We start from the raw sequence: 21,592 nt of genomic DNA, 5'->3' as shown, positions 1-21,592 counted from the left end.
ATGGCAATATATCGATTTATCTCATGCCGACTGGGGGTTGATCGTAGGGTTCCCTGCCTATCTTCTGCCGTTCCCGGGGAACAACAAGCAGGCAGCACAGTGCCAGCAGCATCCCGGCCGATGCGCTGATGAACAACGCCGGGTAGCCGAAAACGTCAATCAGCCAGCCAAGCAGCGGCGGCGACGTAATCGCAGCCAAGGAGGACACGAAGTAATAGATCCCTGTGCGCGTCCCGATGCTCTCCTCCCGCCCGGTGGCAACAACCCAAGGGTAAGAGTTAATGTTGATGCAAGCCCAGAAGATTCCTCCGACAATGAGCAGTACCCGCAGCCATAGGACGGAATCAACGAAGATCATCGCTCCGAAAATGACGAACAATCCGGCAACCCCGATCGAGATGATCATCTTCTTCCCGAAGCGCGCTCCCAGCCAGCCGCTCGGCAGGGCAAACAGCAGGAAGGCTAACGAGAAGAACGTCAACGAAAACGAGGCCTCCGCATCGCTCATGCCGACCTGTTTCGTGCCGTACAACGTGAATAAAGCCTCAACTCCCTGATAAGCCACAAACCAGAAGAAAATTGCCGCCAAAATCAACACGGTCGTCTTGTCCAGTTGGTCCTTAATTCGAATTTGCGGCTTCGGTTCCTGGGCCGCCGCGGCGTGCCCTGCTAACCCCAACCCCAACGCGGCCGGTTCGCGAATGACCGCCTTTAACACAAACAAGCAGATGACCATCACGACTCCAGCAAATAGAAACGGTACATAGGATCCGATGCCATAGAGCTGGGAGCCGATTCCGAAGGCTAGCACCGAGCCGATGCCCCCCATAAAATTGATTACGCCGTTGGCTTGGGTCCGCTGCGGTTCCGGCGTAATGTCCGGCATCAACGCGACCGTCGGCGCCCGGAACAAGCTCATCGACAAATTCATTAATACCATAAACAATACCAGAGTCACGAATCCGGTATGCCACGGAATCAGCGTGGCAAACACGGCGCCCAGCGGCATGCCGATCAACAAATAAGGCATCCGCCGTCCGTACCGGGTATTTGTCTTATCGCTGCGGTGTCCGATCCATGGCTGCAATACAATGGCGAAGTAATTATCGATCGTCATCATGAACCCGATCATGGCGGCGCTCTTCAAATAGTCGTCCAAAAAAAGCGGAACGAACGCATTGTACAACGCCCAGGTCAAGCTAATACTAAAAAAACCAAGTCCCAGCAGCCATGTTTTTTTCATCCGCTACACCCCTTGTTTCGCCAGCAACTCCGCCAGGCGGTCTGGGAAATCGGTGATGATGCCGGCTACGCCAGCGTTAATCAACGCCAACATCACCTTCGGATCGTTTACGGTAAACGGGTGATACACAACCTCGTTGGCTTTAGCCAGGGTCACGAGCTCCGGTGTCAACGCGTACTGGTAAGCATGGAGCGCTTCCGCGCCGATCCGTTTCGCATAATCCCAAGGCTCGTACAAGCCTTCCATGTACAGAATGCCAGTGCGAATGTCCGGAGCCAGTCTTTTGCATTCAACCAGGGAGTAATGATTAAAACTTGAAATGATGACCCGTTCGCTCAAACCATAATGCCGTACCGCATCCACCACTTTCTGCTCAATGCCGGGATAGAGCACGACGCCGGTTTTCAGCTCGATGTTCACGATCGTGTCCGTGCCGCGCACGAGGTCCAGCAGCTCCTCCAGCGCCGGGATACGTTCACCCGCGAAGTCTTCATGAAACCAGGAGCCTACCTCCCGTTGCTTGATTTCGGCCAACGTCAAATCTTTGACCCACTCCGACGTTCCTGCCGTCCGTTGCAGCGTTTCGTCATGAATCAGAACCAGCTGTCCGTCGCGAGTCATCTGCACGTCTGTCTCGATGCCGGTTGCCCCCATCTCCAGGGCTTTGGCAAATGCCAGCATCGTGTTCTCCGGGTAATGCCCCGCCGCCCCGCGATGCGCGAAATTGATGATATCGGTCAAAAGGATCATCCTCCTAGGGATTTTATTTAAAATTAATATTATCCATCCCTATAGTATAATCCTGCATTGTTAGGCCCATATAAAAAAAGCTCCGCGATTTCCGGCCTTCTCCCAACGAGATTTGACCCTTTGCGCCTCTTTGCACGATTATCCCTTTCATTCAGGAATAGGGGATCTAGACCACAACCTGATGCAACGGGATAATCGTCAAGAGAGACACCCTAGCCTGTTTGGCCTAACGAAAACGAACTTTTTCTCTACTTCGAAAAAAAACGTGCGACTGCCAATGCAGCCGCACGTCCCGTTCTCGGACAGCCCACTCGTCCAATCACCTGCTTTCGTCCCGTCAGGAACGATTTACCGTCACCGGCTCAGCCTTCCGCAGCTCGGCGTTTAACGCCTCGGCGTCGCGAACCGCGCGGATATCCTTCAGCACCTCACCCGGCTTGCTACCTTTTCCAATCACGTAACCGGCAAAGGTTAAGCCGACGAAATCAAATGTATACTGCATCTGCTGAATGAGCGGCAGCGCTTTGATTCGCGGATTGTCGCCGCCAACCACGATGGCATATGCCGTTTTGGCCTCCATCCGCTCTTTGAAGTTGAAGCGAACGTCACGAAGGCTTTGTGACCAGCGATCGATGAAGTTTTTCATTAGACCCGATGCTCCGTACCAATATACTGGTGTGGCGAAGACCAGAATATCATGCTCCAGCACCTGCAAGATGAGATCGTCGTAATCATCATCCACCGGATCAAACCCGCCTTCTTCGTGACGTTGGTCGTGAATCGGCTTGATTTCTTTCTCTCGCAACACGATATTCGTAAAGGGGATCCCCTCTAATGCCAGTCGCGTCAACTCCTCCGTATTCCCTCCGGTCCTTGCACTTCCTTGAATGACTGCAATGCGCATTCCCCTGCACTCCCCTTCTTCATTCTCAAGCGAAAACTTCCCGAATTACGCCTACTTATGTTATACGATGGGCAGACTCATTTATGCCAATCTAAAAAAGTTTATGGCGGTTTTTCGCGAAACGTGCAGGGGGTTGTCTAGTAATGGGCGGGCAGGACGACGCCGGGCATTGCCGAGGGGCCGGAAGAAGTGCCCCCTGAACTTCTCTCGAGGCCCGATTCAGAGGCGTTCCGATCCATTGACCCTATCTCATTTCCGCCGAGACTTACCGGATAAGCTCGGCCGCCGAACTCCAGCAGGCCGTCTACCGTTCGAACGCTAAGGCCAACCAATGACTTGGGCTCGCCGCTGCGGTCCGTGACGAGCCGAGTTCCGTACGGAAAGCGGCAGTAGAGCTCCCCATTCCGGTAAACGGTGCTGCCTTCACGCGTATTAACTAGCTCGAACACTGTTCCGTCCACCGTCCGAGCATAAGCGGTTTCCTCCGCCGGCACTTCGCCGTGATCCATCGGATAAGGCAGCAGTCCGGTGAACCACAGCTCCTCCTCCGGCGTTGGCAAGATGCCGCACAGTCTCTCCACGTAGTCGAGCAGACACAGAATCGCAGGGGAGTAGGTCTCCGTGTAGCCTTCTTCTCCCGTCCACGGGCTAAGACATTGCGAGAACCGCTGCATGCGGACCATCGCCGAGAGAATCGGCTGCAGCACCCAGGTCAGCTCCACATACCTTCCGTGGTGCTCGAACGCGTGCGGCGCACGGATCAGGCTAAGGAAGTTCGTCGTTCCCGCCCAAGTGTTATAAGCCGACGACGGATCGAACCGCGGGTCGTCCAACGCGATCGAAGTAAACGGATATTTGGCGAAGAACTTCCGTGAGTTCAATAAATAGCGGCGCAACGACGAAGCAAAAAACTCCTCGTCCCCTACCTCGCAGGCCAATACGCGCAGCAGCACATCGGACTGGATACGAACAAACTGTCCGCTCGCATCCACATCGTAGAAGAATCCGTCCTCCGCATCGAAGCAAAACTTCATCAGGCTGGACAAGCTCTCCTCCGCTTTCGTCGCCCAATCCATGCCAGAGGCCATCCCGAGCTCTGCGGCGATGTCCGCCAAATAAGTTCGCTGGCAATATACATTGGCCGTCAGGTCCGGCGCCAAGAGCGGCAGCACCGGCGAATCCGGATCGTACCGACGCGGGTCGCCCAAATGCGGCGTATCCGGCACATGCCAGAAGCGCGGGGATAAATCATGACCCGTATCGAACGTGCAAAACGCCTCGACGCATCCCGTCCCCCGCGTATCGCGGAACGCGGCCAACCAGGCGTCATGCCGTTCCATGGCGCGGTACATCTTATCCAGGAATGCCCGGTCCGACCGCCCATTCAGCCGGTAATGGTTCCATACGGAACGGGCCAGCGGCGTGACCATTTGAATTTGCCGATACGCCGGCCCGGCTCCGGTCACTTTGTACGGCATCAGGCCATCGGACCTTTGGTAGTCGGCGAACAAAGCAAAGCTCGCTTGCGCCACCGACGGCACGAAGCGGCTGAGCAGCTCGGCATTGATCGTCCCGGTACTTTCCAGCCAGGTACCGAGATATACGCCGCCTTCATGCAGCACCGGCACGCCGCTCACCGACGGCACGATGCAGTCGAGCAGTTTTCGCACGCCGGCATAATAGACGATCTCCAGCGGACTCCCTTCGTTAGCTGCAAATTTGACGCCCGAGGCGGCAAACTCTTCCAGGATGGCGCGATCCGCGTTTTTGCGCAGCCCTTCTTCGCTCACAGTCGACAGTACATCCAGCTTGCGAAGCCGCTCTAGTACACCCGTCTCGCCCACCTCACATCCCCCCTTCTTTCGGGAACGCGCTCAATCGTCCGCCCCGCTCCTCCACCGGAATGAAGATCGGACGCTCATTCGGGCTATCGTTCGGCGTATGGATGGCCAGGCGCAGCTCCCCTGCGAATGTCCGGAATACCATGCCGTGTCCGCCGTCTCGCTTGTACAGCGGTTCAGCGTCCTGCACCCAAGATCCATCGATATCGTCTTCAGCCTGCCGGGCGCAGCCGATCGTATAGCCGCCGTCGCTGAAGCTGGACCAGAGCAGCAACAGTTCGCCGGTTCCGGCACGGTAAAGGAACGGACCATCCGTGACATAATTGGCCCCGCCGCGAATCCCCTCGGCCCATGGCGCCTCGGAGGCCCGGAACAGCAGCACAGGCTCGGACACTGCCCGATCTAGCTCACGGCTCAAGCGCACGGCGCAAATCTCCCCGTCCTGCACTTGAACCCATTCATGGCAGAACACCATCCAGGGCTCTCCATGCCGATCGACATAAAACGTTCCGTCCAGGCATTCCCAATCGCGCGGCGTTAACGGCCCATCGCCGAGCGGCCGAAACGGGCCAAGCGGGCCTTCCGCCACCAGCGTTTGCGTGCCCCGGCATCGCCCGTCCGCCTTGAAGGTGGCGAACATGTAGTACCGGCCTTGCCACTCGTGCACCTCCGGTGCCCAGTAGTTGAAGTCCGACCAGAAGTCCGGGGCCGGCCGGAACGCCGGGTACGGGCCTTCCCAGACCGCCAGGTCCGTGCTCACGTAAACGTCGAACCCGCGCGGCTTTCCTTTCCAGCATGTCTCACCAATCGTGCCGTACATATAATATTTGCCTTCCGCTGGCTCCGGCAGAACAAACGGATCTCGGATATGGATGTCCGATAACGTTAAGTTCACAACAGTTCCCTCCTATCCTTACTTCAGCCCCGTCGTGGAGATCCCCTCGACGATATAACGTTGGAAGATCAGGAAAATCACGATCACCGGTGCGACCGCCACCGTCGACATCGCCATCAGCGAACCCCAGTTCGAGGTGCTGGTGGAGTCGATTAACGAGCGCAATCCGATCATGACCGTAAAGAGCTTCGGACTGTTCAGGTAAATCATTTGCCCGAAGAAGTCGTCCCATGTCCAATAGAACGTGAAGATCGACGTCGTTATGACCGCCGGTACGCAAAGCGGCATGATGATTCGTAGATAAATTTGCAAAGGTCCGCAGCCATCGATCCGGGCGCTTTCGTCCAACTCCAACGGTAAACCGCGAATAAACTGCACCATCAGCAGCACGAAGAACGCATCCAGCGCAAAAAACTTCGGCACGACCAGCGGCAGGAACGTATTCACCCATCCGAACGTATGGAACAGAATATATTGCGGAATGAGCGTGACCTGAAACGGCAGCATCAACGTCATCAACATCATGCTGAACCAGAATTTCTGACCGACAAAATTCAAACGCGCGAAGGCAAAGGCCGCGAGCGAGCAGGAAATGACATTGCCGATCACCGCAAGTGCCGCGATGATAAATGAGTTCATTAGGAAATGCCCGAACGAATACCCTTGAATCCCCCGCCATCCGTTCACGTAATTGGACAACGTGAAGGAGTCCGGCCACAGGCCGAGGTCCGAGAAGATTTCCGCGTTTGGCTTGAACGAGCTGCTTATCATCCAAAGCACCGGGTAAATCATGATCATGCCGATCACGATCACCACCACATGTCTCCACAATTTGCTTAAGCTTAGCCTCAACACCATCTCTCTCAGCCCCTTTCGTCCTTGCCGTCACCGTAATAAACCCAATACTTGGAGGAGGCGAATACGACCGCCGTAAAGATGCCGATAATGACCAGCATCACCCAGGCCATAGCCGAAGCGTAACCCATGTTAAAGTACGAGAACCCCTTCAAGTACAAGTACAACGAGTAAAACATCGTCGAATCAATCGGCCCGCCGTGCCCATCCCCGATAATGTACCCGGAGGTAAACACCTGGAACGAGCCGATCATGTTCATGACCAGGTTAAACAGGATTACCGGGGACAGCAACGGCAGCGTGATCCGCATAAACTGACGTGTCCGGCTGACCCCGTCGACCGCTGCGGCCTCATAGATTTCGCCCGGGATTTGCTTGAGGCCGGCCAGGAAGATAACCATGGACGAGCCGAATTGCCAAACCGACAGCGCGACGATGGAGTAGATAATGTAGCCCGGATTCGCCACCCAATCGGGGGCATGAATATGAAAAATTTCGAGGAACCGGTTGAACAACCCGTCACCCGAGAAGATTTTTTTCCAAACGACGGCAATCGCCACGCTCCCCCCGAGCAAAGAAGGGATGTAATAGACGGTTCGGTACAACCCAAGCAGCCGCAACCCTTTATTCAAGATAATCGCGACCGCCAATGCAAACACCAGCCGCAAAGGGACCGAGAGGAACACGTACTGGAACGTCAATTTCAACGAATGCGTAAACGTGGCATCGCCGGTAAACATCTCCGTAAAGTTATGAAGCCCGATCCAATCAGGGGATTTCAACATGTTATAGTTCGTAAAGGACAAATACAGCGAAGCCAGAATCGGCCCGATCGCCATGCAAAAAAATCCGATCAACCAAGGGAGCAAAAACAAATATCCCGTCATGTTCCGTTTCAAGGATCGACGTTGCTTCCGTTTCACGCTTGCTTGGGTCGCCACGCCTGTCACTGAATTCATAAGTAGGCACCTCCGCATCAATCTATCCTCAGGTTCAGAAAAAGGGGAACCAAACGGATCCCCCCTCTCCTTGTGACAGACCTGTTATTTTGTCGTTGAACTCAAATTCAGCTGCAAGATCTTAAGCCCCTGAGCGTAAAACTCTTCTGCGGCCTTCGCAATATCCATGCGTCCGAAGGCGACGTTTTGGCTGGCTTTCAGCAGCTCCTGCTTGAATTCGTTTGATCCCGGAACGTTGTACAGCAAATCCACGTCATCAACGGCTACGATATCCAGGTAATCATAAACGACTTTATCCGTTTCGGAGGCTTCCGCCTTCAGGACCGCCCGCATTTCCGAGGAGACGGGCACGCCGCGGTTGTTGCCGAGGATTTTAGCCGCATCCGGATCGTTAACCCAGAAGTCCATCAACATCGCCACTTCCTTCGGATGCTTGGTATTCGCATAACCGACGATGTTCTGGCTCGATTGAACGGAGATCATGCTTCCGTTAGGCCCCATCGGAACCGGAATCAGGGTCAGCTTATCCTGGGACATTTTCTGGAAATCAGCAAACTGGTTGGTTGGAATAAACTGCATCGCTACTTGGCCTTTCGTGACCAGGGACATACTCGTGTCGTCCGGATCAGCCGAAATCTGCAGCTCCGGCGTTACGATGCTGCCCGCCTTGCGCATGCCTTCCCAGAGGGTAAACCACTCGGCTACGTCCGCGGCCTCGAAGCCCAGCTTCTGTTCGGGCTCATTGTAGATCATCTTGTCGCGTTGAGTCAGGTAGACGCCAAACTGGTCCATCTCGCCGGAATAATCGTATGACCCGTAGATCCCTTTGCCTGTCGCGGCGATTTGCTCATTGATCTTGATAAAATCATCCCAGGTCCAATCCTTCGTCGGCATGGTTAATCCGGCTTTCTCGAATAGTGCCGTGTTGGCCAGGATGGCCGTGGAGTTCGCTCCAATCGAGATCCCTTGCAGCTTGCCGTCAAAGGTATTCATGTTGATAAGCTGCGGTGAAATCTTGCTGGTATCGACCTCATTGCCGACGTACGAATTGATGTCCAATAGCACATTTCGTGTTGCATATTCCAAGATGTTGCTCCCTAACGTAAACAGGTCTGGCGCTGTTCCCGAAGCGAGCTGCGTATTCAGCTTGTCGAAATATCCGTCAAAAGGAGAAAACTCGGGAACCACTTTGATGTTCGGGTGCTTCTCTTCGAATTTCTTCAGCATGGCCGTCGTGATGTCAGCCCGAGTTTGGTCCCCCCACCACATGACGCGGAGCTCAACTTGTTCCTCGCTGGAGGCGTTCCCCGCCTCTGACGGCTGGCTTGAATTCCCGGTCGTTGCGCTGCCCGCATTGTTGTTACCGGACCCGCATGCCGAAACCAAGATGGCGGTTACGAGAAGCAAACTAGCCAACAACATCGCCTTGGTCTTCTTCATCTATACCTTCCCCCTTATGCTTAATGGTCTTGCTGGTTAAATGGTAGCGCATACAAAAGAGGAGAAGAATCCAATTTCTTTGGACATTGCACTTATACTTTTTTTAGCTTTTGTCTGATTGCCGGTGCTCCGAGGGACTGATTCCAAACACCTTCTTGAACTTCGTGCTGAAATAACTGGCATTGGAGAAGCCCGTCAGTTCCGCGATATCGCTTAAGGCGAGCGGCGTCTCATCGAGCAGCTGCACCGCTTTGTTCATGCGAACATCCGTCAGATATTGGAGAAAGGATTTCCCGGTTTTCGTTTTAAAGAGATCGGACAAGTAAGAAAGGTTATAGTGATATTGCTCCGCGATTTGCGACAAATTGAGATCATTCATGAAGTTCAGCTCGATCATTTCCTTCATCGCTTCCACGATGGAAGGTTCTTCTCGGGTGCCGCAGCCCTTCTTCAAAGCAAATAGCGGATCGGCCAGGCCGTAAAGAAAACGGCAGGCTTTAGGTACGGTTCCGAGCCCCCATACCCACTCCGGATCGATCCAAATCTCATCCTTGTCACGCAATGCGAACCCCAGGGTATCCGCAGCCAATTCAATCGACAAGCAGCATTGAAAAATCAGCTTCACGAACTGCGGATGCGACAGGGCGAGGGCTTTGGCGAGTTCTTCTTCAACCAGCTTCTCGAACGCTTCTTTACGGCCGTCGGCCAAATGACGTTGCAGCAGCTTCAGCTTATCCTGCATCGCCAGCTGGGTCGGATCCGCCGGGCCACGCATGGACTCGCCCTCGGCTTGCTGCGCATGCTGCCCCATATACCAGGCCAGCACAGAGGAGAGGTAACCTTCACGCCAGGCCTCAAGACCCTGTGTGGGTTCGCCCGCGGTAATGAGAGCCTCCCGCTTTAAGTAGCGGCGGACGATGTCGGTCACCTGAATCGAGAAGCGCTGCACGGCCTCCAGATCGCCCGGCACGATGGCAAACAGCATATCGGGATGCTTCGCTTCCCGAAATACCGGAATTCCGGGCCCGGTGTCGGACGTACCGGCGAGTTCCCGGCACAGCAGTTCAAACGGAAGACGAAGACCGGATTCATCCGGGGTCTCTAGCGGCGACAAACCGATCGCCACAAAACGCACCGGTTGCACGGCGAACTCGCTCAAGCCGAACAACCGAATCCGCTCCTGCCATAAATGACTGCCGCCCGGGTAAGCTTTGATCACGCTGTTGATAAACTGCTCTTTCATTTCCTCCAGGTAACGGGACAGCTTCCACTCGGCCAGCTTGCGTTCCTCTTGTGCCGAACGTTCTTGGTCCAGTTCGGAGGCGACCCGGTTCAACGTTTCAGCCAGCTCGCTTCGCGTCACCGGCTTTAGCAGCAAATCACTGGCCCGATTCTTGATTGCTGCATGCGCGTACTGAAAATCGTCGTATCCCGTCAGCACGATAAGACGAATGGAGGGATATTTCCGGGAGCAGCTTTCGAGCAACTCCACCCCGTCCATAATCGGCATCCGCATATCGGTAATAATGATGTCGCATGGCTGGGTTTGGAGCCACGCCAGCGCCTCCTGGCCATTCCCTGCCTCCCCGGCAATCTGCAAGCCAAGCTGCTGCCAATCGATCTTCAGCCTTAAGCCTTGGCGTATTTCCCGTTCATCATCAACCAATAACACGTTATACATCGGCATCCCCCTCCCCAATCGGCAAACTCAGCGTGATGGTGGTCCCTTCTTCCGGCGCGGATTGGATCGAAAACGCAAAGCCGGCTCCGTAATAAAGTGCGCAGCGTGCCAAAATGTTTCGGAGGCCGATCTGTCTCCCCCCGGTGCTTAATACCTGCTCCAATTGCGAATGCTGGTACTCCGCGTTTAACTGCCGTACCAGCTCCGGGTCCATACCTACCCCGTTATCCCTCACCTGCAAGAGCAAGCGTTGTTCCTCTTCCCAGATCCGGATGCGTACCACGGCGACGTCGCTTTTGACTTGGCTGTATTTGACCGCATTTTCAACGAGCGGTTGCAAAATAAACTTCACGATATAAACCGGACGATCGGGTACGGCGTTCTCCATCGACAAATCCAACTGCTCGGCAAACCGGTGGTTCAGAATAGCCGCGAAAGATTCGGTATACGTCACCTCGTCGCGCAGCGGGATCAAATCGCTCTTGGCATTCAGCGAGAAACGCAGCATTTTGCCCAGCGACTCGATAACGTCGACGGCATCATCCGTTCGCCTCTGGATGACCAGACTGCTAAGCAGCTCCAGCGTGTTGAACAGAAAATGCGGGTTGATCTGCATCAGCAACGCCCGATATTCCGCCTGTTGCCGTCGCAGCTTCAATTCGAACTCGCTCTTCAAATGGGCCCGCAGCCTAACGATCATATTGCGGAACGTGGCTGTTACGAACCCGACCTCATGGTTCACCTGCTGACGCTCGGGGATGCGCTGCTCGGCTTGGGCGAATTCCCCGCGTTGGACGAGCCGCATTGCCGCTACCAAGCCTCCCAGAGGTTTCGTGATGCTATAGGAAATCCAGACAGCCGCAAGGACGGCGAACACCAGCAACGTCCCGGTCGCGACCAGAATCCCTGATTTCAGATTGATCAGGTTGGCCAACAGCTCCTTTTCCGAGACGGCGCCAACCAGCATCCAATCGTTGAATTGCAGTTTTTTGTACACATAAATCATGTCTTCGCCTTGAGGTCTGGCGTAGAAAACGCCCTCCCGGGGGCCATGCCCTCGAATGTCCATCAGCTTGTTTAAGACCGGCTCGTCGAAATCCGACAACGGCTGACCTAACAACGGTTCGCCTTCGCCGCTGAGCAAGAAGATCGTGCCATGCGTCCCGAGATGGACCTGACTGAGCGGATCCTTGAAGTATTCCGCGCGAACGTTCACCTTCATGACGGCGGTAGCTTGCGAAATGCTAAACGTCCCGATGGGGATCAAGAAGCTAATCACCTCATGCTGCTTCAAGCGAACCGGTTCATAGGGATCCACGCTCGCTGGAGCCCAGTGCTGTTCAGACTTATAAAAATCGGTATACCAGTCCGCCTCCAAAAACGAAGGATCCTGCAGGATTCGATTGTCTAAACCGACGTAAAGCCCGTCCTTGCGATAAATCGAGGCGGTGGCGATGATGGAATAGTTATTCACCGTACGCGTCAGAAACTTGCTAAGTTGAATGTTCTTCAACATTTTCTGCCCGTCGGACAGCTTCGGATCGGAGACGTATTCGCTCCACTCGTTCGTGATTTCGCTGTTATAGATAATCGAGGAAAAATCGTAGATTTGGCCGATGGTGGAGTTGATAAGCGCGGTGTAGGCCGTCATTTTTTCCAGTGCCGCCGTTTCGCTGTCGGAACGCAGGATGGCGCTGGATTTGTTATAGCTGATCAGGAACATGACGCAAAAGGATATGACCAATAAGACGACAAATACGGCAATCAGCCGATTGCGCAACGAAAAAAACATCGGCGCCCCTCCCTTATGCACAACACTATAACCAAATCGGACAATTCTCGCAATAAGCGCTTACATAGGCGTTACGTCAAGCTTTTTTTCATCGTACCTGCCAAGAGTTCCCCGGTGTTGAAGCTCCTGCCCCGACTTCCAGACGAGGAGCCAACCCGACCAAGGTCCAGTTCACAAACCGTCCCCAGCCCGTTATGCCTTGCCGTCATTCCCGGTAGAATGAAGACATGAACAACGGATAGGAATTCGTTAGACCGAAACCTTGACCCCAATGATCCTGTGACATGTAAAAATAAATGAAAGCGAGTGGTTGATCATGAGAAAACTGTATCGTTCGGCAACGGATAAGCAAGTAAGCGGCCTGTGCGGCGGCTTGGCCCAGTGGCTGGGGGTTGACTCCACAGTCGTGCGGCTGGTGGCCGTCATTGCGGTATTCTTCAGCGTCGGCTCGGTCGTCGCCTTGTACCTGATCGCCAGCCTGGTCGTTCCGAAGGAACCGATCGGCAGCTACAGCTACGATGATCCGTTTTCCCCGTTTTGATCTGTAACGTATCGCAAACATTATTGAACTTAAAGGAGAGATTCGAATGAGTAGCGTATTTGATCGCATTGCCAATCTGGCGAAAGCTTCGATCCACGAAGTATTAAACAAACTGGAGGACCCGGTTCTGATGACCGGCCAATACTTACGCAACCTGGAGGACGACATTGCCGCCGCCGAGAAAATGATCAAGGAGCAGCAAATGACGGCTACCGTCCAGGACCGGAAAAGCACGGACATCGCGCATCTCGCCAAACAAAGCGAAATCCGCGCATTGACAGCCCTGGAGCAAGGCGATGAAGTTACGGCACGCCACGCTGCCGCGGAGAAAATCCGTTACGAGGAACAAGCGCAGCAGTACGCCAAGGAAGCTCAGGAAGCCCGCGATCGCGTAGCCGAGCTGGAGATTCGCCTTGCAGAAGGCAAAGCGGAATTCGCCCGCTTGAAGGAAAAACGGAACGAGTTAGCCGCCCGGGCCCGCAAAGCCCAAGTCAAAGCCGAAGCAGAACGGCCGAACTTCAGCCGCGGTATCGAAAGCGGCGCAGCGGCTCGAGGTTTCGAGCGGATGGAAGAGAAAATCCTGAACTGGGAAGCCCAGCAGGAAGTCTCGGCTAGCTATGGGAACGCGTCCGGCGTCGCGGATGCGGGCAGAACGCAATCCTCCGCCGTTAACGAAGAACTCGAACGCCTGAAGGAGCAATTGTCGAACCGGCATAACTGAGCCGTTGATATATAGAGAACCGCCCGATCGCATCTCATCGGGCGGTTCTTTAGGTTAAGCCAGCACAGAGCCCAGCTTTTTCACTTTCTCCAGCCATTTGAGGCGTGTGGATTCCTGAGAGGATGAGACCCTGTTGAACTCCGTAATGCGCACCGTCTTGATCCCGCAATAACCCAGAATATTGTTTCTCATCACTCGGTGCCCTGCTCGTTTATAGAACCAGCGATTGTACCAGGAAGGAGTGTCCATCGTCACGATCAAATGCGCGGTTTTCCCCTTGAGGAGTTTGTCCCAGAGCAAAGAGTTCGGTTGGTGCTTGTAGGCGAACCCGGGCAAGAAGACGCGGTCGAAGAACCCCTTCAATACAGCCGGCATCGTCCCCCACCACGTCGGATAAACAAAAACCAGATGATCGGCCCAGCGGATCAACTCCTGCGCTTCCCCCAATTCATCCTCGAGCTCGGTTCTTTGACGATAGCCGTATTTTAAATTCAAATCAAAGGCACTCCGGCTTAGATCGATTTCTCGGACCTTTGCGCTGGCTTGAGATGCGGCGGCATCCCGATAAGCCCCTGCCAGTGCGGTGCAATAACCCTCGGGATTGGGGTGCCCATTAATGACCAAGACATTCATTTGGTTGTCCTCCTTCGATTTGGAACTTTCGGTGCCATCGGCTTGTGAAGAATGGTATCTTTAGCATAAGGCGAACATCCGAGCGACGAAATGATCGATCGCGTAAAAATATTGAGGATTCGCGCAAAGGAGGGAAACGATTCATGGATCCCCTTGGTTTTGCGGTATCGATGGTATACCCACTTCGCAAAGCTATCGCCAGAAAGGGACTCAGTTTCGAATATCTCTGCCAACTGGCGGGATTTGATATTCATTTGCTCAGCGATGTGGAAGCGCGGATCCGTGAATCCGAGCTGGAGCGGTTAAACCTTGCGGCGGCCAAGTATGCGGAGGATGAGAACTTCGGCTTACATCAGGGGCAACTTACGGACCTCGCGGATCTAGGCATTCTTGGTTATGTCATGATGCATTCGGAACGTATCCTGGATGCCCTCCAGGCTTATCAAAGGTACCATGTCATTTTGTGCAGCGGTTACAATCTCGAATGGGAGGAACAAGGGAACGACTTGGTTCTTCGGATTTGTAGACCGCATTCGCTTCCGATATCCCGCTATTGCTTGGACGATATGGTGAGCTCGGTTTACCATCTGCTACTCCGGATGAGCCAGCGTCCTGTTCCGCTTCGCGAACTGCAGCTCACTTATTCCGCTCCGGAGGATCTCAGTGCGTATATTTCGTTGTTTGGGATTGAACCCAAGTTTGGCGGTAAAGAGGCCTACTTCCGGATGGATCGGGAAGTGCTGCAATTCCCGATGATGTATTCGGATCCGAGGCTGCTGAAATCCTTTGAAGCGATCGCGGAGGAAATCAAGACCAAGCTGGTGCGCGGAAAGTCGTGGTCCGATCAACTTCGCGAGTGGATGTTGACCTGCTTGCCCGGCTATTTTCCCACCCTGCAACAATCGGCAGAGGCGTTTGCGATGAGTCCAAGATCGCTGCAACTGAAGCTGAGTGAGGAGGGAACCACCTACCAGCAATTATCGGCGAGCATACGCATGGAGATGGCTAAAGCCTATTTGAAGCACCATGAATATTCCTCCAGCGATATCGCCTATTTACTGCATTTTTCCGAGCCCAGCGCCTTCCACAATGCCTTTAAGAAATGGACCGGATTTACTCCGGGACAATACCGGGCGAAGGAACTTAGAACCGTTTAGACGTGAAAAAGAGCCCGGCAAGAACAATCTCTTGCCAGGCTCTTTAGGTTTCATGCACTTATTTGCCGTCTTTGCCGGCCTTGAAGACTTCGCTGATGGCACCGAGGCTTCCCAGCGTTTCGATCGCATTGGACGGGATGAACACCTTGTTCGCCGGTCCCTTGGCCACTTCCTTCAACGCCTCGAAGGATTGGTACGCCAAGACCGCTTCGTTCAGGGCGGCATCGCGCAGCATTTCGATCCGCGCTTTTTCGGCAGCGGCAACCGACTCAATCGCTTTCGCTTGACCAAGCGCTTCGAGCTCTTGGGCTTGGCGGAAGCCTTCGGCTTCGCGAATCCGCGCTTCCTTGTCGCCCTCGGCTTTCAGGATTTTACTTTGCTTGTCACCTTCCGCACGCAGGATCATATCCTGCTTCGCAGCTTCCGCTTCCAGCACGATGGCCCGTTTGTTCCGTTCGGCCTTCATTTGTTTGTCCATCGCTTCTTGGATATCTACCGGCGGTCGGATATCGAGAACTTCCACCCGCTCGATCCGTACGCCCCATTTCTCCGTCGCTTCGTCCAAGGCGATCCGGATATCGGTCGAAATCTTCTCCCGACCGGACAACGTTTCGTCCAGCTCCATCTTACCGATGATTTGACGCAGCGTTGCCGTCGTAATGTTCCGCACCCCGTAGACAAAATCGGAGATGCCGTACGTCGCTTGCTCCGGATTCACCACTTGATAGAAGATGATCGTGTCGATCTGAACCTGAACGTTATCCTTGGTGATTACGGTTTGCGGAGGCACATTGGTTTGTTGAATCCGCAAATCATGATACGTCCGTACCTGGTCGATGACCGGGATCAGTACGTTAAGCCCCGGCGTCAGCAAGCGGTTGAATTTACCGAGCCGTTCGACGACTCCCACCCGTTGTTGCGGTACGATTTTGACCGTCAATGAGATAAATACGACGACAACAACGACAATGATCGCAATAATTGCCCATTGCATTAAGAAATTTCCTCCCATCGTTCTACTTCGATAATTGTACTGCCTCGCTCCAGCACCCGGACCTTCTCGTCCCGGCCGATCGGGACAGTCGCCGTAGCGCTCCAAGAATCTCCCCCGACCTTCACGATGCCGTATTGCCCGGGTTCGATCGGTTCCACCACAATGCCTTGCTTCCCTACCAGTTCGGTACCGATATCCTTAAACCCTTTTGCTGCGCGAAATTTTCTGGAGAGCGGTTTCGTAAATACCGTCAGGACCAAAGCGACCAGACAGCCCGCAACAACCTGCCAGAAATAAGCTTCGGGGGCCACCAAAGCCACGGCTGTCGCAACCAGCGAACCGATGCAGAGCCATAGCAGGTAAAAAGTCATCGTCATCATCTCAAGTACCAATAAGATTCCGGCGACGATGAGCCAAATTGCCCACATTTCCATCCCCCTGTTGCACCACCTTTCAGCATTATAATTATGTATACGGTGAACATAGCAGAAAGTATCAGGGAATGATAGGGATTTGCAAAAAAAAGCACCCCAGCGCCACGGCTGGAATGCTTCTTTGAGCTCAAAGGGTTTATGGCATTGCCTAATTAACGATATAAAGCCAATATCTGGAGGAAGGCCGCTTTCGTGCCTGTTGCTTCTTCGTCCCCATAATCTAAGGACTGGATGACGTAAAGCCGTTCAGCATCTTGCAGAGCTGCGGCGAAGCTTTTGACCTCGGCCAGCGTCCCCTTCAAGTTAAGCCGAAATGACATTACAGTGAACCCCGCCGAGTTGATGTCGGCTTCATTCAGCGGTCCGGGAGCGTCTATCGGCGAAGTCTCAGCCGAGGCAGCGGACGATTCGCCGATCCCGGACTCTTCGAAGACGACCTCCCTGATCTGCACACCGGAAGACTTGGCTGCCTGTTCCAGGTCAAGCAAAGTCCCTTCCCGATCGGGTTCGTCAGGTACGGCCGCCTCTTGCTTGGCCGTGTCGGCCGAAGCGTTCTCCGCCGCCAAATCCGCTCGTTTGGCATCCGCGATCGCCTGGGTCTTTTGTAGAAAGAGTTGCTTCTCTTCGTGGTCGGACTCCAACTTCACCGACTTCGCGACCTCCGGTCGGTAACCGAAGAAATAAAACGATCCTGCCGCCAGCATCACGAGGGCGGCAATCAGCATCCAGCGGACTCCGGCAGATCCAGACTGATGTTCCGTCTTCATTCTCCGTCACCTGCCTGTTCCGTCGTTACCGTCCCCAACCTCAGTTCAAACGTACCGATATATCCGCGTCCCGGCAACTCCTTCACCGATTGAATCAACTCCCCGTTTAATTCCGGCTGTTCACGAAGCGAGGATGAATAAGTGCTGGCTTGGCCCAAGCTGGTGAACAGGCAGGTCCAGGCCAGACCGGCATCGCCAAAGCGAACCGTCTCCAGCGTGCTGCCGGTGGGCAACGGAGCTTCCAATCTGCCGATCAACGTCTTCACATCGGGCCGCTGTTGTCGCAGCTTCTCGATCAACTCGACACCCGCGGCTCCGATTCCTGAAGCCCCCATGCTCTGCAGCTCGTTTTGCAGCTCTGCTTGCTGCTGCTCCGTTTCAGCGATCGAGGTTCGCAAAGCTGCCGTATCTTCCTGCACCCCCCAATACTCGTAACCGAGGTAGGCGCTGATAGCAAGCCCTGCGAGCAGCAACAAAACGGGCAGAACGAGTCCGGTTGATGCCGCACGGGGTTTGGGAGGGAGCAAATTGATGTCGATCATCGGCGTTCCGCTCCCTTCATCGCCAGGCCGAGGGCTATCGCATAACTGCCTTGGTCGGCCATGTCTTGCCCGACAAAATAAGGCGATACATCCACTTCGGACACGCTCACCTGATCAAAGGCCGCCGACAGCTGCCGGGCGATCTCCGGCTTGTCCGGCGCCGCGCCCGCGATCACGATACTTTGTACCCGTTCATGTCCTTCGTGCAGCGTATATTCGTAGAAGTTCATGATTCGGGTTACCGAGGAGACGATTTCTCCGTACCGCCACGTATTCAGCTTGTCCCCGGACATCGGCTCCAGCGGAAACGTGCGTACGAAATCGGGCAGACCGTGGTGGTACGTGTAAATCTCAGCTTCCTTGGCTTTAAAATTAATAGCCATCACATTGCTGGTCTCCCCGAGCAAGCGCTGCTGCCGGAGGATTCGCGATAGCGCGATTGCGGCCAAATCGACCGCTTCCATACGTAATCCGGCGGTTTCCAAAGACGAAACCAGCCCTTGTACGACCGGACGGGGGACGGCCGCAACGAAGGTGAGCAGAGTCTCCTCCTGTACGCGATCCTCCATCCAATGGTAATCGATCACCGGATCCTCGAAAGGCAAGCGAATGCTACCTTCGATCTCCAGCTCGGTTACGCGGCGCTGCTGTCTTTTGCTTACCTTGGGGACGTGGAGCAAACGAATAAACGACTGGGAGGTGGGGGCCGCCAAGCGAACCTTTTTCCCGGCGAGTCCCCGGCGGTTCACCCAGCGCTTCACCATATCGGTTACCCCGGTCACATCGGGAACTCCGTCCTCGTTCAGTTCGGCATCTACCGGCAGTAAGCCGGCCCGTTCCACGGTACCCCGTTTGGGGTTGTATTTGACGTAACGGATGCCATCCTCATCGATGGTAATTCCGATATGGGCCGGCCGTCGGCTCAGTAAAGAGGGATGACGTTTTGCAGATACCAATGGATGATCTCCTTTCCATACATGTAAACCACCAGGGTGCCGATCGCCAAAAAGGGACCAAACGCCAGCGTCTGGCCGCGGTTCCTGCGGCCTCGCGCCAGTTGCAGCAATCCGGCGGCCGCGCCGGCCGCGCTGGCCAGAAATAAGGCCAGGAGCACGCCGGGAAAGCCGACGACCCAGCCGAAGACGGTCAGCAGCTTCACGTCGCCCATCCCCATCCCCTTCCCGGAGGTGAGGAGGGCGATCAGCAGCAGCAGACCGCCGCCGCCAAGCGCGCCCAGCGCTTGGCTCCACAGCGGGACGCCGCCCGCCAGCGGGGCGGCGACGAGCAGCACGGCGCCGAAGCCGAGCACGGCGCCGTTGGGGATGATGTGCGCGGTCAGGTCCGTGACCGCGCACATCACGGCCAGGGCGGTCAGCAGCAGGCCGACCGCCCATGCGCCCGATGCACCGAACTGCAGGTGCATCAGCGCGAACAGCGCCGCCGTCGCGAGGGCGGCGGCGAGGTCTCCGGCCCGGCGCAGCCGGCCGGAGGCGGGGGCGGCGGCGCTGGCGTCAGCCGCGCCGCCCGCGGGCTCGCCCGTGGCGGCTGCTTCGCGCGCCGCCGGGCCTGCGGCTTCGCCGCCGACGGCGCGGAGCAGCCCGCGCCGAGCGACCAGCCGGCGCCCGTATCGCGCCAGGGCCGGCCCCAAGGCCAGCCCGGCGGCCAAATTCAGCGCCGTCAGGAGCAGATTAGCGTCCATTATGGCGCCTTCGCTGTACCCGGTTTACCGTTCTTCAAATCTGATGCATTAAAGTTAATGGTATCGCCACCTGTAACGACGAGCGTTACAACCGTTGCAGTACCTGTCGCTCCCAAGTTAACCGTTGTCGTATCAGCTAATGGGCTACCCGATTTCGGATCCGTAAGCCCGCTTTGGATGTACTTGTCTGTAACCAACTGCGCCAGCGTATGCGTTCCTGAGATCTCCCCATTATTTTTTGAAATCGATCTCAATCTCGCCGCCTCATACAGCTGATTCGCCGTCGCCGATCTGGCGTTTGCTTTCGTATCGTCCAGCAACCCCGTAATCAACGGCACCGCGATGGCGGCGATGACGCCGATGATCACGATCACGGCTAGCAATTCGACGAGCGTAATCCCCTTCTCTTCCTTGCGTAAACGTTGCAAACGTTGGATAAGTGCTGTCATGATTGATTAACCCCCTTAAATAATTCATAACATTTGAACCAAGATTAACTAATATTCCGATATAAGCTAAGCATCGGGATCATCACCGAGGCGATAATAAACCCAACCACGCCAGCCAGCAAAAGGATCATCACCGGCTCGATCAACTGCTTCAGCTTGTCCACGGTATTCTCTACGTCGCGTTCGTAGAAATCCGCTACCTTGCCCAGCATCGTATCAATCGAGCCCGTCTCTTCGCCAACCCGGATCATCTGAGTCACCAGCGGCGGAAATACCCACGACTGGCGCAGCGGCTCAGACAGGGGCCGGCCTTGGCGCAGCGAGGTCTGGCATTCCCGGAGCGTAGCTCCGATCACCCGGTTACCGACCGCCTTCTCCACGATGGCCAGGGCCTGCAGCACCGGCACCGCACTGGCGAACAGCGAGGACAACGTCCGTGTCAACTGGGCGATCGCGCTTTTTCGGTTGAGCATCCCGAACACGGGGGCTTTGAGCTTGAGGTAATCCCAAGCATAGGCACCTCGCTCCCACCGCAGGAGAAGATAGACGGTGGCGACCGCCGCCAAAGCGGTCAACAGCCATAGGATCCAATGCTGCTCCAGGCTACGGCTAAGGGAAAGCGTAAACTTCGTGATCGCCGGCAGATCCCCACCCAGTTGGGCGAACATCGCCTGAAACCGCGGAATCATAAATTTCAGCAAAAAGATAATGACAAACACGGCCATCACGCTGACGATCAGCGGATAAGTCATCGCCGACTTCACCTTTTCCCGCGTAATATGCGCCTTTTCAAAATACACGGCCAACCGCTCCAGCGTCTCCTCCATGCTGCCCGCCTCTTCACCCGCACGGATCATGTGCACGAAGATCGTCGGAAAGATCCGCGGGTACGCCGAGATCGCCCCGGAGAATGTATTGCCTTTGCGAAGCTCGGCCGTCACTTCGGCCAGCGTCTTCTTCAGCGGTTTGCTTTCAGATTGCTCCGCCAGGATCGCGGTCGCCTCAACGATGGAAATACCCGCCTTGATCATCGTGGCGAATTGCCGGCAAAACACGACGAATTGCTCGTTTTTGACCGGACTCCCTAGGTAAAACTCCTTATTCCAAACAGTCTCCCGCTTTTCGCGCAGACCGGTTACAACGATTTGCTGCCTCTTGAGCTCGGCAAGCGCGGCGGGTCGATCGGGAGCTTGCAAAGCCCCTTTGCGTTGTTTCCCCACCCCATCCTTGCCTTGATATACGTACTGGGGCATCTGGCATCTGTCCTTCCGCTTCTCACATCTGTCTTTGCGCCA

The 21,592-nt window shown here is 55.2% G+C and carries 22 protein-coding genes; 3 read left to right on the top strand and 19 right to left on the bottom strand.

Translation table 11 applies throughout. From position 1 onward, the window contains the following. Nucleotides 1–16: 16 nt before the first annotated feature. From MKZ15_RS02765 to MKZ15_RS02720, 10 genes are all read right to left on the bottom strand, one after another. The gene (locus MKZ15_RS02765; protein WP_155607449.1) at nucleotides 17–1,243 is read right to left on the bottom strand and encodes an SLC45 family MFS transporter; all 1,227 of its coding nucleotides are present in this window, start codon (nucleotides 1,241–1,243) and stop codon (nucleotides 17–19) included. A 3-nt stretch (nucleotides 1,244–1,246) separates the two neighbouring features. Then, the gene (locus MKZ15_RS02760) at nucleotides 1,247–1,984 is read right to left on the bottom strand and encodes a glycerophosphodiester phosphodiesterase (RefSeq protein WP_155607450.1); all 738 of its coding nucleotides are present in this window, start codon (nucleotides 1,982–1,984) and stop codon (nucleotides 1,247–1,249) included. Nucleotides 1,985–2,330: 346 nt separating this feature from the next. Further along, a complete protein-coding gene (locus MKZ15_RS02755) occupies nucleotides 2,331–2,897 on the bottom strand; it encodes a flavodoxin family protein (protein WP_155607451.1) in 567 nt (188 codons plus the stop codon). Between the two features lie 137 nt (nucleotides 2,898–3,034). Further along, a complete protein-coding gene (locus MKZ15_RS02750) occupies nucleotides 3,035–4,741 on the bottom strand; it encodes a hypothetical protein (protein ID WP_339819651.1) in 1,707 nt (568 codons plus the stop codon). Nucleotide 4,742: 1 nt separating this feature from the next. Then, nucleotides 4,743–5,633, bottom strand: coding sequence for a glycoside hydrolase family 43 protein (locus MKZ15_RS02745; RefSeq protein ID WP_193416719.1), 891 nt, complete (start codon nucleotides 5,631–5,633; stop codon nucleotides 4,743–4,745). Between the two features lie 18 nt (nucleotides 5,634–5,651). Beyond that, on the bottom strand, nucleotides 5,652–6,491 hold the full coding sequence (locus MKZ15_RS02740; protein ID WP_155607452.1) for a carbohydrate ABC transporter permease: 840 nt from the start codon (nucleotides 6,489–6,491) through the stop codon (nucleotides 5,652–5,654). A gap of 5 nt (nucleotides 6,492–6,496) precedes the next feature. Next, nucleotides 6,497–7,447, bottom strand: coding sequence for a sugar ABC transporter permease (locus MKZ15_RS02735; protein WP_155607453.1), 951 nt, complete (start codon nucleotides 7,445–7,447; stop codon nucleotides 6,497–6,499). Between the two features lie 84 nt (nucleotides 7,448–7,531). Continuing rightward, complete coding sequence (locus tag MKZ15_RS02730; RefSeq protein WP_240908774.1) at nucleotides 7,532–8,887, bottom strand: sugar ABC transporter substrate-binding protein; 1,356 nt, start codon at nucleotides 8,885–8,887, stop codon at nucleotides 7,532–7,534. Nucleotides 8,888–8,990: 103 nt separating this feature from the next. Next, nucleotides 8,991–10,568, bottom strand: a complete 1,578-nt coding sequence (locus MKZ15_RS02725) for a response regulator (RefSeq protein ID WP_339819643.1) — start codon at nucleotides 10,566–10,568, stop codon at nucleotides 8,991–8,993. Then, nucleotides 10,561–12,360 carry a sensor histidine kinase gene (locus MKZ15_RS02720; protein ID WP_339819641.1) on the bottom strand — a complete coding sequence of 600 codons (1,800 nt, stop codon included), beginning with the start codon at nucleotides 12,358–12,360 and terminating at the stop codon, nucleotides 10,561–10,563. Before MKZ15_RS02720 ends, MKZ15_RS02725 begins: the two co-directional genes overlap by 8 nt. A gap of 316 nt (nucleotides 12,361–12,676) precedes the next feature. Here MKZ15_RS02720 and MKZ15_RS02715 point away from each other — a divergent pair, with 316 nt between their 5' ends. Together MKZ15_RS02715 and MKZ15_RS02710 are read left to right on the top strand one after the other, a co-directional pair. Further along, the gene (locus MKZ15_RS02715; RefSeq protein ID WP_155607456.1) at nucleotides 12,677–12,901 is read left to right on the top strand and encodes a PspC domain-containing protein; all 225 of its coding nucleotides are present in this window, start codon (nucleotides 12,677–12,679) and stop codon (nucleotides 12,899–12,901) included. A gap of 46 nt (nucleotides 12,902–12,947) precedes the next feature. After that, nucleotides 12,948–13,622 (top strand): PspA/IM30 family protein, encoded by a 675-nt coding sequence (locus MKZ15_RS02710; RefSeq protein WP_339819638.1) that lies wholly within the window; start codon nucleotides 12,948–12,950, stop codon nucleotides 13,620–13,622. Nucleotides 13,623–13,676: 54 nt separating this feature from the next. On the opposite strand, the gene MKZ15_RS02705 is transcribed toward MKZ15_RS02710, so the two are convergent. Then, nucleotides 13,677–14,255: an NAD(P)H-dependent oxidoreductase gene (locus MKZ15_RS02705; protein WP_339819635.1), complete on the bottom strand. Its 579-nt coding sequence runs from the start codon at nucleotides 14,253–14,255 to the stop codon at nucleotides 13,677–13,679. Between the two features lie 143 nt (nucleotides 14,256–14,398). On the opposite strand from MKZ15_RS02705, the gene MKZ15_RS02700 reads away from it, so the two are divergent. Continuing rightward, a complete protein-coding gene (locus MKZ15_RS02700; protein WP_339819632.1) occupies nucleotides 14,399–15,412 on the top strand; it encodes an AraC family transcriptional regulator in 1,014 nt (337 codons plus the stop codon). Nucleotides 15,413–15,470: 58 nt separating this feature from the next. Here MKZ15_RS02700 and MKZ15_RS02695 read toward each other — a convergent pair whose 3' ends face one another. The 8 genes from MKZ15_RS02695 to MKZ15_RS02660 all read right to left on the bottom strand — a co-directional run bounded on the left by MKZ15_RS02695 (nucleotide 15,471) and on the right by MKZ15_RS02660 (nucleotide 21,550). Next, nucleotides 15,471–16,406: an SPFH domain-containing protein gene (locus MKZ15_RS02695; protein ID WP_155607459.1), complete on the bottom strand. Its 936-nt coding sequence runs from the start codon at nucleotides 16,404–16,406 to the stop codon at nucleotides 15,471–15,473. Next, nucleotides 16,406–16,840, bottom strand: coding sequence for an NfeD family protein (locus tag MKZ15_RS02690; protein ID WP_155607460.1), 435 nt, complete (start codon nucleotides 16,838–16,840; stop codon nucleotides 16,406–16,408). The genes MKZ15_RS02695 and MKZ15_RS02690 overlap by 1 nt, the downstream gene beginning before the upstream one ends. Nucleotides 16,841–16,992: 152 nt before the next feature. After that, on the bottom strand, nucleotides 16,993–17,607 hold the full coding sequence (locus MKZ15_RS02685) for a hypothetical protein (protein WP_339819629.1): 615 nt from the start codon (nucleotides 17,605–17,607) through the stop codon (nucleotides 16,993–16,995). Further along, nucleotides 17,604–18,149 (bottom strand): hypothetical protein, encoded by a 546-nt coding sequence (locus tag MKZ15_RS02680; protein ID WP_339819625.1) that lies wholly within the window; start codon nucleotides 18,147–18,149, stop codon nucleotides 17,604–17,606. The genes MKZ15_RS02685 and MKZ15_RS02680 overlap by 4 nt, the downstream gene beginning before the upstream one ends. Further along, nucleotides 18,146–19,105, bottom strand: a complete 960-nt coding sequence (gene pilM / locus MKZ15_RS02675; protein WP_339819624.1) for a pilus assembly protein PilM — start codon at nucleotides 19,103–19,105, stop codon at nucleotides 18,146–18,148. The genes MKZ15_RS02680 and pilM overlap by 4 nt, the downstream gene beginning before the upstream one ends. Then, on the bottom strand, nucleotides 19,072–19,848 hold the full coding sequence (locus MKZ15_RS02670) for an A24 family peptidase (protein WP_339819621.1): 777 nt from the start codon (nucleotides 19,846–19,848) through the stop codon (nucleotides 19,072–19,074). Before MKZ15_RS02670 ends, pilM begins: the two co-directional genes overlap by 34 nt. Continuing rightward, on the bottom strand, nucleotides 19,848–20,297 hold the full coding sequence (locus MKZ15_RS02665) for a prepilin-type N-terminal cleavage/methylation domain-containing protein (protein ID WP_155607465.1): 450 nt from the start codon (nucleotides 20,295–20,297) through the stop codon (nucleotides 19,848–19,850). The genes MKZ15_RS02670 and MKZ15_RS02665 overlap by 1 nt, the downstream gene beginning before the upstream one ends. Nucleotides 20,298–20,341: 44 nt before the next feature. Further along, complete coding sequence (locus MKZ15_RS02660; RefSeq protein WP_339819618.1) at nucleotides 20,342–21,550, bottom strand: type II secretion system F family protein; 1,209 nt, start codon at nucleotides 21,548–21,550, stop codon at nucleotides 20,342–20,344. Between the last annotated feature and the right edge of the window lie 42 nt (nucleotides 21,551–21,592).

It is taken from the genome of Paenibacillus sp. FSL R7-0216 (genome assembly GCF_037969915.1).
Lineage (GTDB): Bacteria > Bacillota > Bacilli > Paenibacillales > Paenibacillaceae > Fontibacillus > Fontibacillus rhizolycopersici.
The sequence above is the reverse complement of the archived record's forward strand: the minus strand, read 5'-3'. Positions and strand labels throughout refer to the sequence as shown.